The following is an 18,713-nucleotide window of genomic DNA, read 5'->3' on the forward strand; positions in this document are numbered from 1 at the left end:
GGTTTATTTGATTTAAGTATTATTTTCATATTTTAGCACCCATGACCGCTAACAGGATCGTTCACCATATTTTTAGCCAACCGGACCTCCGGAACGTTGACCAGGCCAGCCTGGAGCGGCTGGTGGAGACGTACCCCTACTTTGCGGCGGCCAGGGTCTTACTGGCACAGAAACAATTCTCCTACATTCCGGATTATAATACGCCTGTTTTTAAGAAAGCGCAGTTATACACAAGCTCTCCTCAATACCTTTACCAGCTTACAATGGCGGCCGATCAGCCCCTTGCGCCCATGGAAGAGGTTCCGGAGAGTACAGTGAAAGCGCCGGTGGTGGAAGAAACATGGGAGGAAGCCCCCCTGGCGGAAATCATTGCGGAGGAGACTCCTTTAGCGGAGGAAAAGATAGCTGAGGCGGAAATAATTGTGGAAGAGATGATACCCGTGGCGGAAGTACCGGTAATGGAAGAAATCGGGGAAGAGATAAAGGCAGAGCCGGTAGCTGAAATAATTACGGAAGAAACACCTGTTGAAGAACCCGTAGCAGCAATGGAATCCGAAATACCCACTGCGCAGGCAGCGGCAGATAATGATATTGTTGCTAAACTGGAAGCGGAAGCCGAGGCCAGCCTGACAGCGGACGCTTCCCCTGATCCTGATGCGCTGATGGAAACCGTTGTGGCGGAAGAAATACCCGTCCATGTCCTCTCCCCGCTCAGCCCGGACGAAGAAATAGCCCTGGAAGACGAGATCAGCGCGGAAGACCAGGCCATCCTGGATGAACTGGAAGCCGAAGACCTCGCAGCCGCGCGGGCTAAAGCAACCGCCGAGGCTGAAGCACAGCAAGCCGCCGAGGCTACTGCCCCCGAAACAGCGAAACAGGATGAAGTGACAGCCGCAGGTTCTGAAACCTTTGTGGCAACACCAGAAGTCGTAGAGCGGGATGAAGTGATAGCGGTAGATTACGAAGCCGCCGAAGCGGAAATAGCCCGTACTTCCATTGAAGATGAAATAGTGGCCGTTGACTATGAAGCCGTGGAGGCTGAAATAGCCCGTACTTCCACGGAAGACGAGATCGTGGCGGTAGACTACGAAGCCGCCGAGGCCGAAGCAGCCCGTACTTCCACGGAAGATGAGATCGTAGCTATAGACTACGATGCGCTGAAGCCCGAAGAACCGGTGCAATACGAACCCGAAATAGAGGAAGAAGAAATTGTGGTGCCGTCAGAAACCGAGCCGGAAGGCCCGGGCCTGGCCCTGCCAAAGGCCGATATAGATCATGAGGCGCCGCAACCGGAAGAACCTTTGCAATACGCACCCGAAATAGAGGAAGAGGAAATTGTAGTGCCGTCTGAGACCGAGCCGGAAGGCCCCGGCCTGGCCTTACCCAAAGCAGATCCGGAAATGCCGCTGGTGGAAGTAGCCACCGATGAGGATGTGGAAGAAGCAGCCCTGCCGGAAGCCGCCTTCGCGGACGAAATGGAGATACCGGCTACTGAAGAAACAACAGCAGCAGCGGAAGCCCCTGTGACGGACGCCGTTGCCGCGGAAACCACCACTGCTGAAGAAGAAGCCCCAATCCGCATTTTCCCGATGGATACCCCCACGGAGGAAACGGTGCTCACCTTCCAGCCCTTGTACACGGAAGATTATTTTGCCTATAAAAAGCTGAAAGACCCTGTTACTGCAGAAAAGATGACTGAGAAAGCCTCCGCTGAGATGAGAAGTTTTACAGACTGGCTCCGCGAACTGAAAGACAATTTTTCAGGTAAAGCCGCCAAGGACTGGTATCACCAGCAAATGCACAAACTATACGAAGACGATGATCCGGAAGTGACCGAAAGAGTGGAAAAGATGGCCATGCAATCCATCACGCTCAACGACGACATCGTGTCCGAAACCCTGGCCGAGATCTGGGTACGCCAGCACCAGCCTGAAAAAGCGATAACTATTTACCAAAAATTAAGTTTGCTTAATCCCGGTAAAAACGCTTATTTTGCGCAACGGATTAATGAACTTAAACAACTTACAGACAATAATAAATAGCAACTAATATGTTGATTTTCTTTGGAATATTGATCGTAGTAGCCTGTATTTTACTGGGCTTCTTTGTGCTGGTACAGAACCCTAAAGGCGGCGGTCTTTCCGGCTCCTTCGGCGGTTTCGGCAACCAGGTGATGGGTGTTCGTCAAACCACGGACGTACTGGAAAAAGGCACCTGGATACTGGCAGCGGTTATTGCTGTTCTTTGCCTCACCTCGGCCATGTTCGTTGGCAAAGGCGGCCCCGCAGGCCCCGCAAAAGGCGGCAGCGCCATCGAACAATCAGCAGGCGCGCCCGCAGCTACACCTGGCAGTACACAGCAGCTTCCTCCCGCTACCAACCAGCCAGTTACACCTCCCGTTGCCAACCCGGCAGACACGGGCAAACATTAATATTATTTGCCAATATAATATTTGAAAGGACCTCGCCGTTAAAAGCGGGGTTTTTTATTGAATTACCGCCTTCTTTCCATGAGACAAAAGACCAAAAAAAATAACTCCCCCTGGGTACGCCGTATTGCCGTTATTGCAGCCTGCCTGCTGGCGGGCGCCCTCGTACTGGGAGGTTACCTCCTGATGGGCCCTAATACCCGTTCCTTTGGCGATAAAAAGTATTTCTACATTCCTACCGGCAGCAAATATGAGGACGTGCTCCAGGGCCTGAAAGACCAGGAGATCGTCACCTCCCCCGCTACCTTCAATATCGTAGCCCGCCAGCTGGATTACCCGAACCGTGTGAAAGCCGGCCGTTACGAGATCAAAAAAGGCATGGGCAACCTCGAAATTGTGCGGATATTGCGCTCCGGCAGGCAATCTCCCGTAAAACTGGTGATCAATAAACTGCGGCTGAAAGAAGACCTGGTACGCCTCGTGTCCACCCAGCTGGAAGCGGACTCCACCGCCTTCCGTGCTATTATGGACGACGGCGTGTATCTCCGCCAGTTTGGCCTGGACACACAGACCGTGATGTGCGCCGTAATGCCCAACACCTACGAGTTCTACTGGAATACGACAGCCGGCAAAGTATTTGAAAAACTGGAAGAAAGTTATGCCCGTTTCTGGACGGACGAACGCAAGGCCAAAGCCTCCGCACTCGGTCTCAGCCCCACGGAAGTGATCACCCTCGCTTCTATCGTGGAAGAAGAAACCAACCGTCATGACGAAAAACCCAGCATCGCCAGCGTATACCTGAACAGGCTCAAAAAAGGCATGAAACTCGGCGCGGACCCTACCGTAAAATACGCGCTGAAAAACTTCGCGCTGAAACGCATCTGGGGCTCTTATCTCGAATTCGATTCTCCGTATAACACTTACCGTTATGCCGGCCTCCCTCCCGGCCCTATCTGCACGCCCTCGGTAAAATCCATCGAAGCAGTGCTGGAACCGGCGGACACGGAATACCTCTACTTCTGCGCAAAGGCCGACGGCAGCGGGTATCACGCCTTTGCGGCCACTTTTAAGGAACACCTGGAGAACGCGCGCACGTACCAGAAGGAATTGAATGCAAGAGGGATTAAATAACCCTTTCTTCGTACTTTTACACCGGTCCAACAAAATCCCCGGATGATCGATGTAGAAAAAATCATTCTCAGTTCCAAACCTGTACGTTGGGTGATCCATAAAAGCAAATCCCTGGTGCTGCCGGGGTTTGACCGTGCACCCCTGTACGATGTGATTGTTTTTTTCCTGAAAGAAACAGCCAAAGAAAGCCTGACCGAACGGGCCGCGGCCATTTCTTTCAACTTCCTGCTCGCCATCCCGCCGTTTTTTATCTTCCTGTTCACCCTCGTACCCTTCATTCCCCTCCAGAATGTGGAGCCCACTTTGTACGACCTTGCGGAAAGCCTCACGCCCAATTATAACAGCTATATCATTGTGCGGGACATGATCCACGACTTCCTCTATACACAACGGAATACCCTGCTTTCCCTGTCGTTTGTGCTCAGTTTCTATTATTCCTCGAACGGCGTGATGGGTATGCTGCACTCTTTCGACAAACTGCTGCCCGGGTTCAAACAGCGCACCTGGTGGCAGACGAGGCTTACCGCACTGATGCTCACCGTGTTCCTCGTATTGCTTTTGCTGGTAACGGTTACGCTCATCATCATGCAGGGCACTGTATTAAAAATGGTGCTGGAAAAAATCGGCATAGCGGAGACCATTTCACAATTTTCTATCGGCCTTGTACGCTGGCTGCTCATTGTGCTGCTGTTTTTCTCCATCATTTCCGTGATCTACCGCTGGGGCCCCGCCACCAAAAAGAAATGGAAATTTATTTCCGCGGGTTCCACCTTCGCCACCATTTCCATGATCGTGGTAACGCTGGGGTTTTCCGTGTGGGTGACGAATTTTGCGCAATACAACCAGATCTACGGCTCCATCGGTACCATCCTCGTATTGATGCTTGTAGTGTATTTTAACTCATTTATACTGCTGATCGGCTTCGAATTGAACACCAGCATCAGTACGCTGCGCGAAATTGCCGCAGAGCGCGAACTGAAGGAAGCGCCTGAATTACAAGGGCTTTCATGACCTGCCTGTTAATATCATATCAATTCCCCGCTGAAGATTTTCTAAATTAGGATGGATGGCTTTTTATTCCCTGCGAAATGCCTTAATTTCATGTTGAACCAAATGAGGGAGCCTATGAAAAAGCAAATTCTTATACTGCTTCTTGCAGTGTGTTCGCTTGTGGCATTCCGTTTTCCCGATGGGCTTGCCATCGGGGCGAAGCTGCCGAAGGCAGATATCAAAATGAAAGACATCTCCGGCAGGGAGTTCTCATTAAATGATGTTAAAAAAAGCAATGGCCTGCTGGTCATGTTCAGCTGCAACACCTGCCCTTACGTAAAACGTAACCAGGACCGCACCCGCGAGATCTGCCAGTTTGCATTAAAAAACAACATCGGTGTGATACTCGTAAATTCCAACGAAGCGGAACGTACCGGCGGTGATTCCTACGAAGCCATGCAGAGTTATGGTAAAGGGCAACATTATAGCTGGCCCTATGTCGTAGACAAGGACAACCAGATTGCGGACGCCTTTGCGGCAGACCGCACGCCCGAATGTTATCTTTTCAACAAAGACGCTACACTCGTGTACAAAGGCGCGATAGACGACAATCCCGGCAGCGCGGAAGGCGTGCAGACCAAATACCTGCACAATGCCATCGGCGCCATGGTAAGCGGCAAAGCAGTGCCGGTGACCACTACCGCTTCTGTAGGCTGCGGCATCAAACGTAAAATGTAAGATCAGCTCATAATGAAGAAACCCCGTGGGAGCAATTCCCATGGGGTTCTTTTTGCCCGCTGCCGCTGTCGGAAATGCGGGAAGTAAAAAAAGCCCGGCGGGAAATACATTCCGCCGGGCTTTTCTTTTATATTCTCCTGTTTCTTTTATATTCTCCTGTTATTGCCCTACCATAAACACCGCATTCCCGAACATCAGTTTCCCGTTTTCCCAGAAACTCCTGAACAGCGGGTTGTCCGTAAGCAGCACCACTTCCCCCTGCCCCATTTCCTTTACACCGAACAGCATGCCATTGTTCAGCCGGAGTTTGGTTTGCGCGCCTACAAAACCCGTGAGATAATCATTTTGTTTCAGCACGCCCACATTCCATCCGTCGGACTCGATGAACTGCACGAGTTTATCGCTTTGTTTGAGCGTGTAATAATATTCAGGATACCCGAATGCCAGCGGATGCGTTTTATCCAGGTGCACTTTGTAAATAGCGCCGGGGATGAATTGTGAAACGCTTTCCCGCTCGCGGTTTTCGTAAGGTTTCAGCGGGAGGTAAGGGTCTTTTTTCTCCTCTTCTTTTTTGTCTTTGTTTTCTTCTTCTTCTTTTTTCAGGCTGAAGCCCCACTCGCCCTGCGCCAGCTGCCCTACGGCATCTTCCAGCGCAATGAGCCGGCCGCCTGCTTTCACCCAGTCTTTCAGGCGTTCGGCGGTTTGTTTGTCCGCCAGCGCGGAATAATTACCATCCGGGAGGATGAGCACATCCAGGTCGCGCCAGCTGGCGCTGGCCAACGATGAAGATGGAATAACGGTAAGCGGGTAATCTATCTGCTGCTCAAAAAAATGCCATATCTCTCCCATACTCAGCGAGGATACGCCGTCTCCGGCCACCACGGCTACTTTTGGCTTGCGTATGAACCTGATCTTATCAGAGCCGAAGTCCGCTCCTTTATCTACAAAACCCGTAGGCACTTTCACCAGCGACACTTCCATTTTAGCGGCGATCGCGGGCACCGCGTCCAGCGAAGGATTGCCGGCTTTGGTCATAATGAGCGTACCGGCGGGATATGTTTTTTCCCCTATCGTAAAAGGCGCTTCGGAATACCGCACTTTGATATTCCTGTTCAGCAATGCGGCGAGGAACTTCAGGTCCTTGGTACTGTTCCAGGGAGCGAGATATGCGTAGGTATTACCCTCCGCGGGCACGACAACGGTCTTTTCAGGCTCCGCGCTTACCGGCGGGTCAATTTTAGCGGTCACGGCATAGGCAGGCAGCCCATAGGCATAAGGCAACGCCCATGCGGTTATATCATATGTCACGGAGTCCGTGAGGCGGGCTACCGGCTCAAACAATACTCTTACGAGATTGGAACGCGGCTGGTAAGCGCTCACCACCAGGTCTCCCTTTTCAATATTGAACTTTTCCGTTTTACCGGTAAAATAATTAAATCCTGTACCCGCGCTGCTTCCGGTGGCAAACCCCGTCACGATATCGTTGCGGCGCAGTGTTTCGGAGAGGCTGAGCAGTTTTTCCGCGTTCCCGGCTCCTTTTACCACATAGGTTTTATAATCACCGGAAGGTTTGCTGCGCGCATCCGCGAAATAACCCGTGAATTCTTTTACCAGCTTGTCCGCATTCGCGGCGGATACTTCCAGGGTGGCCATACCGGTGATAAAATGATGTTCCACCCTGTCTTTCAGCGTAAGCGTATCGCCCTGGCGGGTGGTGATGGCAAGGCCCGCGCGGCCGCCGCCACCCTGCTCGTAGGTCATGCCGATGGAGCCGTTGTAAGTGGGATAGGTATCGCCATAGCTCGGGTAAAACAGGTCGAACTGCTCGCGGGTGAAATACAACCATCCTTTTGCATCAAAATAAGTGGCGTTGTGTTTCCCGATCTGCACCTGGAAAGCGCGCTGCCATTCGGTGATGGCATCGTGCAGCGGCTCGGCGGCGGGTGCAAAATAATACGGCGCGTCCACGCCCTGTTCGTGAAAGTCCACATGCACCTGCGGCATCCAGCGGTTGTATTGTAATACGCGCTGGCGCGATTCGGTCTGCGTTTGCCATGCCCAGTCGCGGTTCAGGTCGAAATAATAATGGTTGCTGCGCCCGCCGGGCCAGGGTTCGTAATGTTCCCTTGCGTAAGGCGTGGCATCAGGCTGTTTGCTATGGATGGAATTGTAAAAGTTGACATACCGTTCCCGCCCGTCAGGATTGAGGCAGGGGTCTATGATCACGACGGCGTTCTTCAGCAGTTCCTGCCGTTCGGTGAGTAAGGTATACAGCGTTTTCATAGCGGCTTCCGTGCTTACGGCTTCGTTTCCGTGTACATTGTAGCTGAGCCAGATGATCACCGGCTGGGCGCCTTGTGCGCTCCCGGATACGAGGCCAAGGTTATGTTTGCGGATATCTTCCAGGCGGGCCATGTTCTCCGGGCTGGAGAGGATAGCCATCACCAGCGGGCGGCCTTCGTAGGTTTCGCCATAAGTCTCCAGCTTCACATTTTTAGAGGCCTCCGCCACCTGCCGGAAATACTCCATTACTTTGAAGTGCGGCGTGAACCGGGCGCCCGGCTGGTATTGGAGGAACGTCTGCGGGGAAGGCTGGGCTTGTGATGTTGGAATAGCGGCTAAAATCGCCAGGAATAAAAAAATATACCTCATAGTTTGGTTGTATCCCCCTAAGATAGGGAAAAAATGCAGCCCGCTGTTACCTGCTGATATACGCTGGATTCGCCGGGAAATAATATTAATTTAGCTTCAAATGATGCCAACGATGATGCGTTCCCTTATTTTTCTTTTGACGATCCTTTCTTTCGGCGCTACAGCACAACAAACCGGCCCGGAGCGTTATACCATTACGAAACGCCTTGAAGCCGGTAAATATGCCGTGGTATCCGCTCATCCGCTCGCCAGCAAAGCGGGCGCGGAAGTAATGAAAGCAGGCGGGAACGCATTTGACGCAGCTATCGCCACACAGCTGGCGCTGGCCGTAGTGTACCCTGAAGCGGGCAACCTGGGCGGCGGCGGCTTCCTCGTAGCCACCCTGCCCAACGGCAAAAAGATCGCCATCAACTACCGCGAAAAGGCGCCCGGCAAAGCCCATCGCGATATGTACCTGGACAGTTCGGGCCAGCCCATCGTAAGCAAAAGCCTGGAAGGCCATCTCGCCGCCGGTGTACCCGGCACCGTAGCCGGGCTGATCGCTACACTGCCTTACGCAAAACTGCCACTCGCCAGGCTGGTGGTCCCCGCCATCCGTCTTGCGGAACAGGGGTATATCATCACCGCCGCCGAAGCGCGCGGCCTCAACCGCGCCAGGGCTTCTTTCCTGAAACTCAACACCCGCCCCGTAGCATTCGTAAAAGATACCGACTGGAAAGAAGGCGATACGTTGGTACAGAAAGATCTGGCCCGCACGCTGAAACTGATCGCGGAAAAAGGCGCGGCCGGTTTTTATGAAGGCGAAACAGCCCAAAAGGTCGTGGAAGAAATGCGGCGCGGCGGAGGCATCATCTCCGCGGAAGACCTGAAAGCCTACCATGCTGAAATATTACAGCCTTTGCAGTTTAAGTTCCGCGGCTACGATGTAATAACCATGCCCCTCCCCAGCAGCGGCGGCATTGGCCTGCGGCAGATGCTCGGCATGGTGGAGAACCAGCCGATGGAAGACTGGGGGTTTCACAATCCTAAAAGCGTGCAGCTGATGATAGAAGCCGAACGCAGGGCGTATGCGGACAGGGCGCAGTTCCTCGGCGACCCGCATTTTGTAAAAGTACCGGTGGACACACTGATTGATAAAAATTATCTCGCCCGCCGCATGGCGGACTTCACGCCCGGGCTTGCTTCTCTCAGCGCCCGTGTGCCCGCGGGCCAGATCAGGGAAAGCGACCAGACCACGCACCTCAGCGTAGTGGATGCGGCCGGCAATGCCGTGGCTGTAACCACCACGCTCAATGGCGGCTACGGCTGCGATGTAGTGGTAGGCGGCGCGGGTTTCCTGCTTAATAATGAAATGGATGACTTTTCCGTAAAACCCGGGGCACCCAATATGTATGGGCTGGTAGGCAACGAAGCTAACGCCATCGCGCCCGGCAAACGTATGCTCAGCTCCATGACGCCCACCATCGTGTTAAAAGATAAAAAGCCGCTGCTCGTAACCGGCACGCCCGGCGGCGCCACCATCATCACTTCCCTGTTCCAGACCCTGGTGAACGCCCTCGTGTTTAACCTGGATGCGGACCAGACGGTGAACGCCCCGAAATTCCACCACCAGTGGCTGCCGGACGTGGTATATATCGAAAAAGGATTTCCCGATCCGGTGAAATATTCGCTGGAAAGGATGGGTTATAAATTCACATCCCGCGAATCCATCGGCAGAACGGAGCTGATAAAGATCACGGGAAAGAACAAACTGGAAGCCGTGGCGGACAACCGCGGCGATGACAGCGCTGCGGGAGAATAATTGTACATTCGGTATATAAAAACAGATTGGTATGAGCATTTATTTAGACAGCCTGAAGACACGGCTCCTTTCCTACAAGGACCTCGCGGAGAAAACATTTGCGCAGCTCAGTGACGAACAGATCCACTGGCAGCCCGCCGGGGAGCCGAACAACATCTACATCATCGTAAAACATATGAGCGGCAATATGCTCAGCCGGTTCACAGACTTCCTGACCACAGACGGCGAAAAACCCTGGCGCCAGCGCGACGCGGAGTTTGTGGACAATGAGCCCCAATGCACCAAAACAGAGATGATGGAGATATGGAACAAAGGCTGGGATTGCCTGATGCAGACGCTGGACAGTCTTACCGAAGCGGACCTGGGCAAAACCATCCATATCAGGACGGAGCCGCTGATCGTGATAGACGCCCTCAACCGCCAGCTCTCCCATTATCCTTACCATGTAGGCCAGATCGTGTACCTGGGCAAAGTGATGAAAGCGGATGACTGGCACAGCCTTTCCATCCCCAAAGGGAAAACCAGTGAATTCAACGCGCAAAAAGCCGCCGGCAAATGAAATACCTGATCTATACCTGCTGCCTGATAGCAGCGTTTACCGCCTGCAACAGCGGCAAAACAGACGAACTGCTCAAACACAAAAAATGGAAGGTGTACGATGTGGGCGTGCCCTCCTCGGACCCGTACAACAACGTGCAGATCACGCAGGCGAAGGACCTGAAAGACGGCTACTATTCCGATGCCTATTACCAGTTCCTGGACAACGGGCTGTTCATAGCCACCATCGGCGGCGTGCCGGACAGCGGAAAATACTCGCTGCTGAGCAACGGAAAGATCATTTCCGTCACCAGTTCCAACGGCTCCCGCAATGCGGAACACCTGGTGGAAGTGGAAAAGCTGGATGAAAATAATTTCGATATGAAAGTGGCGTCCGGCGACTATCATTTCATTTTACGCACCCGGAAACAATAATATGTTCAGCATCACAGACAGCACACCCGGCAGAACGGCACAGATCGAAGGCAGAAGCTGTCTTTTCTTTTCCGGTTTCGCCTACCTGGGCATGCACGTGTCCCATGCGTTCCGCGACCTGCTGGCCGAAGGGCTGGAGCGTTACGGCAGCGTATATCCTTCTTCGCGCATCGGCAACTTACAGCTGCGGCTGTACGAAGAGCTGGAACATGCGCTGGCCGCGCAGCTGCACCAGCAGAGCGCCGCCTGTTTTTCTTCCGGTTACCTGGCCGCGCAGGCGGCCGTTACTTACGCCGTCAGTAAAGGCGAAGCCCTGTATTCGCCCGGCGCGCACCCCGCCATCCGTTACCCCGGCGCACAGATACCGGCGGGCAGCTGGGCCGCGTGGATAGATACCGTGGTGGATATGGTGAACCTCGGGGAAGACCACCAATACGTGATCATCGCCGATGCGGTGAACCCGCTCACCGCTACCATCAACGATTTCAGCGCGCTGAAAGGATTAAAACGCAAGACCTTCGTGCTGATAGATGATAGTCACGGGCTGGGGATACTTGGCCCGGAAGGCGAAGGCATCATTTCGTTGTTGCCCGCAAATGAAGGCATCCGTTACCTCATCACTGCCTCGCTGGCAAAGGCATACAGCCTGGAAGGCGGCATGGTGGCCGGGCATGCCGGAGACATTGCGGCTATCCGCAAGCTGCCGCTTTTTACCGCCAGCACCACCATGATACCCGCATACGCCCATGCCTTCCTGAAAGCGCAAAGCGCCTTTGCCAACGCCCGCAAACGCCTGCAAAAAAATATACTCACCATGGAAGGACTGACGGCGGGCATTGCCGCCATCAGCCACCAGCCATCCCTGCCTGTGTTCGTACTGGAAGACCGTGAAGAGGACGTGAACGAATACCTGCTGGGACGCGATACCATCATATCATCCTTTGCCTACCCGGACCCGCAGGGGCCGAAGATCCACCGCGTGGTGCTTTCCGCGCTGCATACCCGGGCGGACATTGAGATACTGATGGTACAGCTCGTTCAATTTTACACCCAATTATAACCGCTCGTATATGATCAAAAGAACCTTTGCCACGCTTCTCATCCTCTGCCTGCTTTTACCCGCCTTCGCCCAGCAATCGTTGTTATACAAGATATCCGGCAAAGGCCTGAAACAGCCCTCCTACGTGTATGGTACCATCCACCTGATATGCCCGGATGATTTTTTCCTGTCCGCCCCGCTTCAGAAAGCATTTGACCAGTCCAAATCCGTTTACCTGGAAATAGACATGGACGATCCCGCCATGATGGCTACCATGCTGGGCCGCCTCCAGGAAAAGGACGAGCAGTATTCGCTGGAAAAAGCCTTCACCCCGCAGGATTACCGCAAACTCACAAAATATATGAAGGACAGCATGGGCATGGACGTGAATGCATTCAAAAAGATGAAGCCCCTCGTGATCCTTTCCATGATACTTCCCAAAATGCTGAACTGCCCCACCGCTATGGCATACGAAACCAAGTTCGTCAGCATGGCCAAAGAACAGCAAAAAGAAATACTCGGCCTCGAAGCCCTGGACGACCAGATAGACGTGTTCGACGCATTCCCGGATACCCTGGAAGCCCGTATGATCATGGATTATATTAACGACCTGCCCAAACAGAAAGCCATCTACTCCAAACTGGTGGCTGCTTACAAAAAGCAGGACATCACCAGGCTGCACAACCTGCTCGGCGAATCACCCGAGTTTGCCGGGTACGAGGATAAACTGGTATACGACCGCAACCGCAACTGGATACCGGTGATGGAAAAAGCCATGCAGCAGGAAACGGTGCTTTTTGGCTGCGGGGCCATGCACCTGGGCGGAGACCAGGGAGTGGTGGAATTGTTGCGTAAAAAGGGCTATAAAGTTGAGCCGGTGACGAAATAAAACCTTAAAACGGTCCGAAAAGCACCCCGGAAAGGGATGTACCCATTGTACATCCCTTTTTTGTCCTTCCCAAAAGCTGGTTCGTGTATGACCAATCCGGTTGATCCCTTAAAATGACCAGTTGGTGTATCAAATTTTCAGGCGCCCCGGCCCGGCGATAAGTTTGCATCATCAAAATCACCTATATGCGAACTTTTTATACCACTTTCCTTTCCGCCACAATGCTTATGACCGCTGCCGTCTCACAGGCCCAGCAGAAAAAAGACACGGTACCTGCTCCTTCCGCCATCAAAAAGGACTCGATCCCCGCCCCTTCTGTTAAACAGCTTAAAGAAGTGAACGTAACCAGCACCGCCCCGCAGATCACCATGCAGGGTGGCACCATGACCGTAAACATTTCCAAATCCGCCACGGCGGCAGGGTCCAATGCCTGGGAGATCGTTTCCAAAGCGCCCGGTGTAACCGCCGACAATAACAACACCCTGCAGCTGAACGGCAGGAGCGTAAGCGTTTACATCGACGGACGCCCGAGCCGCCTCAGCGGGGACGACCTGAAGAACCTGCTGAACAGCACGCCCGGCGCCAACATCGAAAAGCTGGAGCTGATGAGCAACCCCTCCGCAAAATATGACGCGGCGGACGGCGCCATCATCAATATCAAAATGCTGAGAAGCAAAGACATGGGTACCAACGGTTCCGTAACCCTCAGCGGCGGCTTTGGCCGGTACGCCCGCAGCAGCGACGGCTTCACGCTGAACCACCGCACCAAAAAAGTAACGCTGTACGGCGGTTATGATTATGTGTACGCCAAACAGTTCACCCATATCACTTCCGACCGCTTTTTCCCCGGTAACTATAAGCTGGAAGACAGCGACTACAACCGCGAAGAACGCAACAGCCACAGCGTAAAAGCAGGCGCGGATTTCGACATCTCCAAGACCACCAGCGCCGGCTTCCTTGCAAAAGGCATGTTCAACAACCGCCACCGCGACAACGATAACCAGACCTCCCTGCCCGATTCGCTCTTCCGCCAGACGGCCACCGGCCGCCAGACCCTGGTGAACCCGAGCTTCAACGTATATTTTAAGACCGGCAGCGAAAAACATAAAAACGAACTGAGCATCAACGCCGATTATTTCAACCACCGGAAAGACTGGAACGACGATTTCAACGGCCACTACTTCACCATGAAAGAAGTGCCCACCGGCGACCCCACCTACATCCGCAACAACACAGAATCCGCCATCAACCTGTATTCTTTCAGCGCAGACTACACCCAGCAGCTGAAATTCGCCAAGCTGGAAGCTGGTGTCAAAACCACCTTCACCGAAACGGACAACGATACCCGCTGGGAGAACCAGGTCAATAACAAATGGGAAAATGATGCGGGCAAAACAAACCACTTCATTTACAAGGAAAACATCAACGCAGGATATGTCGGCCTGACCAAAACCATCAAAAAGTACACGATCCAGGCAATGGTCCGCGCGGAGCATACCCACGCCACCGGCAACAGCCTGACCATCAATCAGCACTTTGAACGCGACTATGTACAGTTTTTCCCCAGCGCCAGCGTGAGCTATATGAAGAGCGCCAAAGACCAGTTCAACTTCAGCTACCGCAGGAGCATCACCCGTTTCGGTTTCGATATCGTGAACCCCTTCGTGACCTACCAGAACGCGTACAGCTACCGCCAGGGCAACCCGAACATCAAACCCGTGCTGATGCAGACCATCCAGGGTACCTGGAGCCATAACTACACCCTGTTCACCACCCTCGGCTTCAACCGTGTGAAAGACAACCTGAGCATGATCTTCAGGGTAGATCCGGATACCAAGGTGCAGGTAACCAGCTTCGACAACCAGACGAACTTCAACGTGGCATATGCGAACGTGGTATGGGTAAAACCCATCACCCCCAAGATCCGCACCACCTGGACCGTGACCGGTCTCTGGCTGGACATCAGTACGAACATGGACGGCATTGCCTACCAAAAGAGCAGCGTGACGGCCATGGTGAATATGCAAAACACTTTTACCCTGCCTAAAGGATTTACAGCTGAGCTGAACGGTAATTTCCGCGGGCCCTTCATGGCAGGTTACGCCATCATGAAAAGCGCGGGCGGGCTGGATTTCGGGGTGACCAAAAGCATCCTGAAAAACAAAGGTTCCCTCAAAGCCGGCATCGTGGATATATTCAACACCCAGCCGATGCGGTTTGAAGTGCAATATTCCAATGTGCACAACCTGGCCAAAATGAATAACGACACCCGTGTGGTGACCATGACCTTTAACTATAGGTTCGGCAGCAGCACTGTGAAAGCGGCCAAAACCCGTAAGAACGCCATCGAAAGCGAAGCGGGCAGAACAAACGCACAACAGGGGCTGTAACAGCAGATCCAGGGAAGCTTCCCCTCACCGGGAAGCTTCCTTTTTTATTTCCTTATATTTGAACAAACGCACCAAAAGCCACCATGTTACTGGAACAAACTGGAAAATTCTTCAAGACCGAATGGAAAAGATTACTGATCCTGGTAGTCATTTCAGCGGTATTTTATCTTTTTATGTATGGGTTCATCTACACCGTGGACCCGGAGGTAACCGAAACCGCTTATAAAAAGTATGGCGGGTTCATACTCACCACCCTGCGGTCCATCGTCGAGTTCACCATCACTTATTATGTGCTCATATTCGTGGCCAGCCTCCCCTACCTGCGGGACCGGCGGCTGGGGAAGTTCCTGCTGATCATCCTCGTCATGTTCGCACTGAAAGCGGCCTATACCTTCCTGTTCGAGTACGACAAAACCGATTTTAACGCCAGCAACAACCCGCAGAATATGCGGAATTTTATGGTACGGAATAAATTCATGTTTTATTCCTTTATCACCCTGTTCTCTTACCTGTTCCATCTTTTTGTCTGTTTTGTGGTAGCCATATTCATAGACTACAACAACCGGAACAAACGCGAGGACGAGCTGCAGAAACAAAAGATGGACGCTGAACTGAGCGCCATCAAATACCAGATCAACCCGCATTTCCTGTTCAACTCCCTGAGTTTTATCTACAGCAAAACCGTACCGCTGAGCGAGGAAGTGAGCAACGCCGTGCTCCTGCTGTCGGACATCATGCGGTATGCGCTGGGGAAAGAAGAAGACGCGGAAGGGAAAGTAGCCCTGTTCAAAGAAGTGACGCATATGAAAAACGTGATCGAGATCAACCAGATGCGGTTCAACAACAAACTCAGCATCCAGTACAGCGAGCAGATAGACAACCCGAACGCGCGTATTACCCCGCTGATACTCATCACCCTGGTAGAAAACGCGTTCAAACACGGCGACCTGCTGGATCCCGCCAACCCGCTGGTGGTAAGAACCGAATCGGACCAGCACCGGATACGGTTCTATATCAGCAACAAAAAGAAGACCGGGCCTAAAGAACTGAGCACCGGCATCGGGCTGAACAATGTAAAACAACGCCTCCAGCTGATGTATGCGGGCAGGCATACTTTTACCGTCAACGAAAACGAACATTTTTATACCTCCGAACTCCTCATCAACCTGTAGTATATGATCAACTGCATAGTGATAGACGACGAGCAGCACGCCATAGACCTGCTCACCCATCATATCAGGCAAACGCCTTTCCTGAACCTGCTTTACTCCACCACGGACCCGCTGGAAGGCCTTCAGCTGCTGCACCAGCACAAAGTGGACCTCATTTTCCTGGACGTGCAGATGCCGTCCATGACAGGGATAGATTTTATCAAAGCCATCAACGGCAAGTGTAAAGTGATACTTACCACCGCCTACAGCGAATATGCGATGGAAGGATTTGAGAACGAGGTAGTGGATTACCTGCTGAAGCCCATTTCCTTCGCCCGTTTTATCAAAGGCGCGCAGCGCGCCCTTTCTCTTATTCAGCCGGTAACGCCGGGCACGAAGGAAGAGAACGATTTTATTTTTGTGAAAACGGAGCAGAAAGGCAAGCTGATCAAGATCAACATCAGGGATATCGTATTTATAGAAGGCCTGAAGAACTACGTGAAGATACATACCCAGCAGGGCGAAAAGATTATCGCGCTGCTGAATATCAAAGACCTGGAAGAACGGCTGCCCGCGGGAGATTTCGCGCGCACGCACAAGTCATTCCTGCTGGCCACGGGATTTATCAGGATGATAGAAGGAAACCTGGTGTACCTGGAGCATACAGAGGATGCCGTGCCGGTGGGCGACACCTACCGGGAGGCGTTTATGAACCAGATGAAGGAAAAGATCATGACCAACAAAAAATAAAGAAAGGCTCCGGAGCGATACCGGAGCCTTTTTGTTTTTCTCTATAGTAATTCAAATCAATTGCTATAATGTCTATTGCAGCAGCTGCACTTTCCAGACGATCTCCCATTTACCGGGCCTGAATATCTGGAAGAATACTGCCGAGAACATATCATACCGCTCTTCCTTGTTGAAAGAAGAACCGGGTACCCACCATTCGAATTCGCGGGGGCTGCTGCCGGCGTTGAAGGGGAATGCGCAGTCGTACTCCAGGCGGTCGCTGAACTTGCGGTAGGCGAACACGAAGTCTTCCAGGCGTTTGCCTTTCTGTTTGCTGCCTTCGGGGAACTTGGAAGGATCCATCAGGTTCCCGTTAGGGTCTTTGAACTTCCAGGTCATCATGCTGCCGGGGCCCATGTATTTAAAGCTTTCGATCTGTATGTTCACGGAATCGAAATAAGGAGCGCAGTTGTCCCAGTCATAGTCCGCGCATACGATCCATGCATAGTCATTGCGGTATTCAAAGTCCTTTCCTTTTACCACGTTCACTTCCACCGCATCTTTGATAACGCGGGAGCCTGCGCCGTTGGTTACTTTTACGTCAATCATATACACGCCTGCGGACATATCGTAGCTTTCTTTCCTGAATTTCAGGCGGCCGTCCGATTTGTTGATCTCGAACACCGGGCGTTTTACGATCTGTTTTTTGGCTTCCAGTTCTTCCAGCGATTTTTCCTGGCCGGTGAATTCTTCTTTCCATTCCACGGCGTCCACTTCCTGGAGCATTTCAGGGGCGGGTTTGCCGTCTTTGGTATGAATGTCTACCAGTTCCACGGTGATGGGGCCGGTGGTGCGGTCCAGGATGAGGTCGCCCTTCATGATATCGCGGCCTGTTTCCAGGGTGATGATCTTGTCTTTATACCGTATGGTTTCAGCAATGTAACCATCCTGCAGGTCTACCTTGCGGCATCCGTAAAGGACACCGCCGAGGAGCGCCAGGCACAGGGCTGTTTTTACTGCTATATTTTTATGCGTCATGATTCAAAGTTTTAAGTACCGTTCAAATAAATGAATTGCCTATTTGTAAGGGAAGTTGAAGGTATGTGAGCCGTTCAGCACCTGGATATTTCCGTTGGTGGCCTGCAGGTCGCTGGTTATTACGTTCCCGCTGTTCACCCAGGGATTGTAGTACCTGATCACACCGTTGATTTCTTCTCTCGTTTCCGGGAAAGTGTTGGCTGCATCGAACCTCCTTGCCCAGGTATTGGCAAAACCATTACCGAACCAGGCGCGGATGTATTTAGGGCCGGCTTCTTTTACGCCGTTATAGTCCTGGCGTACAGGAGCATCCACCCAAACGGTGTCTCCCGCGAAACTTTTGAGCATTTGCCCGCCGCCATTGGGTGCATTAAAGAAAGGCACCTGATCGCGCCAGACCATGGTGGCCGGGATGATATATTTGGCCATCGCAGCGCGCAGATCGGCGTCCGGTACGTCTTTCAACGCCATACCGCTTCTTCTTTTCAGATAGTTGACGATACAGAGATCCTTGGGGGCGAAAAAGGTCACGCCGGATTTCTGTACTTCCGCCGCAAGCCCTGTTCTGTCCAGTATCTGCACGATCGTATCAAATTCGAACGGGCGGGATTTCAGGAAGTCGTAAATATTCATATCCAGCTTTCCGGAATGTACGCCGCCGTCTATATAGTGTTCTTTTTTACAGCCTACCGCCGCGGCAATCAATGCTGCACCAACCAGGAGATATTTTAATTTGAATCTTTTCATCACTAATAATTTTAAAGA

Annotated in this window: 16 protein-coding genes; 13 read left to right on the forward strand and 3 right to left on the reverse strand. The window is 52.5% G+C overall.

Annotated features, from left to right (window positions below; translation table 11 throughout):
• Nucleotides 1-41: 41 nt before the first annotated feature.
• The 5 genes from EG028_RS25655 (at nucleotide 42) to EG028_RS25675 (ending at nucleotide 5,287) form a co-directional block, all read left to right on the forward strand.
• The gene (locus EG028_RS25655) at nucleotides 42-2,042 is read left to right on the forward strand and encodes a hypothetical protein (RefSeq protein WP_120519212.1); all 2,001 of its coding nucleotides are present in this window, start codon (nucleotides 42-44) and stop codon (nucleotides 2,040-2,042) included.
• Nucleotides 2,043-2,050: 8 nt separating this feature from the next.
• A complete protein-coding gene (secG, locus tag EG028_RS25660) occupies nucleotides 2,051-2,431 on the forward strand; it encodes a preprotein translocase subunit SecG (RefSeq protein ID WP_120519213.1) in 381 nt (126 codons plus the stop codon).
• Nucleotides 2,432-2,509: 78 nt separating this feature from the next.
• Entirely contained in the window at nucleotides 2,510-3,559 is a 1,050-nt protein-coding gene (gene mltG / locus EG028_RS25665) for an endolytic transglycosylase MltG (RefSeq protein ID WP_120519214.1), read from the forward strand.
• A 42-nt stretch (nucleotides 3,560-3,601) separates the two neighbouring features.
• Nucleotides 3,602-4,570 (forward strand): YihY/virulence factor BrkB family protein, encoded by a 969-nt coding sequence (locus EG028_RS25670; protein ID WP_120519215.1) that lies wholly within the window; start codon nucleotides 3,602-3,604, stop codon nucleotides 4,568-4,570.
• Nucleotides 4,571-4,684: 114 nt separating this feature from the next.
• Nucleotides 4,685-5,287, forward strand: a complete 603-nt coding sequence (locus EG028_RS25675) for a thioredoxin family protein (RefSeq protein ID WP_120519216.1) — start codon at nucleotides 4,685-4,687, stop codon at nucleotides 5,285-5,287.
• 159 nt (nucleotides 5,288-5,446) lie between these two features.
• Here EG028_RS25675 and EG028_RS25680 read toward each other — a convergent pair whose 3' ends face one another.
• Nucleotides 5,447-7,939 carry a M14 family metallopeptidase gene (locus tag EG028_RS25680; protein WP_120519217.1) on the reverse strand — a complete coding sequence of 831 codons (2,493 nt, stop codon included), beginning with the start codon at nucleotides 7,937-7,939 and terminating at the stop codon, nucleotides 5,447-5,449.
• Between the two features lie 100 nt (nucleotides 7,940-8,039).
• Between EG028_RS25680 and ggt the strand changes: the two genes are divergently transcribed.
• From ggt to EG028_RS25720, 8 genes are all read left to right on the forward strand, one after another.
• Complete coding sequence (gene ggt / locus EG028_RS25685; protein WP_241559222.1) at nucleotides 8,040-9,740, forward strand: gamma-glutamyltransferase; 1,701 nt, start codon at nucleotides 8,040-8,042, stop codon at nucleotides 9,738-9,740.
• 31 nt (nucleotides 9,741-9,771) lie between these two features.
• Nucleotides 9,772-10,299 carry a DUF1572 family protein gene (locus EG028_RS25690; RefSeq protein ID WP_120519218.1) on the forward strand — a complete coding sequence of 176 codons (528 nt, stop codon included), beginning with the start codon at nucleotides 9,772-9,774 and terminating at the stop codon, nucleotides 10,297-10,299.
• Entirely contained in the window at nucleotides 10,296-10,712 is a 417-nt protein-coding gene (locus EG028_RS25695; protein WP_120519219.1) for a hypothetical protein, read from the forward strand. Before EG028_RS25690 ends, EG028_RS25695 begins: the two co-directional genes overlap by 4 nt.
• A gap of 1 nt (nucleotide 10,713) precedes the next feature.
• Nucleotides 10,714-11,772, forward strand: coding sequence for an aminotransferase class I/II-fold pyridoxal phosphate-dependent enzyme (locus EG028_RS25700; protein ID WP_120519220.1), 1,059 nt, complete (start codon nucleotides 10,714-10,716; stop codon nucleotides 11,770-11,772).
• Nucleotides 11,773-11,782: 10 nt separating this feature from the next.
• Complete coding sequence (locus EG028_RS25705) at nucleotides 11,783-12,640, forward strand: TraB/GumN family protein (protein ID WP_120519221.1); 858 nt, start codon at nucleotides 11,783-11,785, stop codon at nucleotides 12,638-12,640.
• 185 nt (nucleotides 12,641-12,825) lie between these two features.
• Nucleotides 12,826-15,030, forward strand: a complete 2,205-nt coding sequence (locus EG028_RS25710; RefSeq protein WP_120519222.1) for an outer membrane beta-barrel protein — start codon at nucleotides 12,826-12,828, stop codon at nucleotides 15,028-15,030.
• Between the two features lie 83 nt (nucleotides 15,031-15,113).
• Nucleotides 15,114-16,202, forward strand: a complete 1,089-nt coding sequence (locus tag EG028_RS25715; RefSeq protein WP_120519223.1) for a sensor histidine kinase — start codon at nucleotides 15,114-15,116, stop codon at nucleotides 16,200-16,202.
• A 3-nt stretch (nucleotides 16,203-16,205) separates the two neighbouring features.
• Nucleotides 16,206-16,931, forward strand: coding sequence for a LytR/AlgR family response regulator transcription factor (locus EG028_RS25720; protein WP_120519224.1), 726 nt, complete (start codon nucleotides 16,206-16,208; stop codon nucleotides 16,929-16,931).
• A 72-nt stretch (nucleotides 16,932-17,003) separates the two neighbouring features.
• Here EG028_RS25720 and EG028_RS25725 read toward each other — a convergent pair whose 3' ends face one another.
• Entirely contained in the window at nucleotides 17,004-17,948 is a 945-nt protein-coding gene (locus EG028_RS25725) for a DUF5007 domain-containing protein (protein WP_120519225.1), read from the reverse strand.
• Nucleotides 17,949-17,987: 39 nt separating this feature from the next.
• Nucleotides 17,988-18,695 carry a fasciclin domain-containing protein gene (locus tag EG028_RS25730; protein ID WP_120519226.1) on the reverse strand — a complete coding sequence of 236 codons (708 nt, stop codon included), beginning with the start codon at nucleotides 18,693-18,695 and terminating at the stop codon, nucleotides 17,988-17,990.
• Between the last annotated feature and the right edge of the window lie 18 nt (nucleotides 18,696-18,713).

The sequence above is a fragment of the Chitinophaga barathri genome (genome assembly GCF_003807585.1).
GTDB classification, from domain to species: domain Bacteria; phylum Bacteroidota; class Bacteroidia; order Chitinophagales; family Chitinophagaceae; genus Chitinophaga; species Chitinophaga barathri.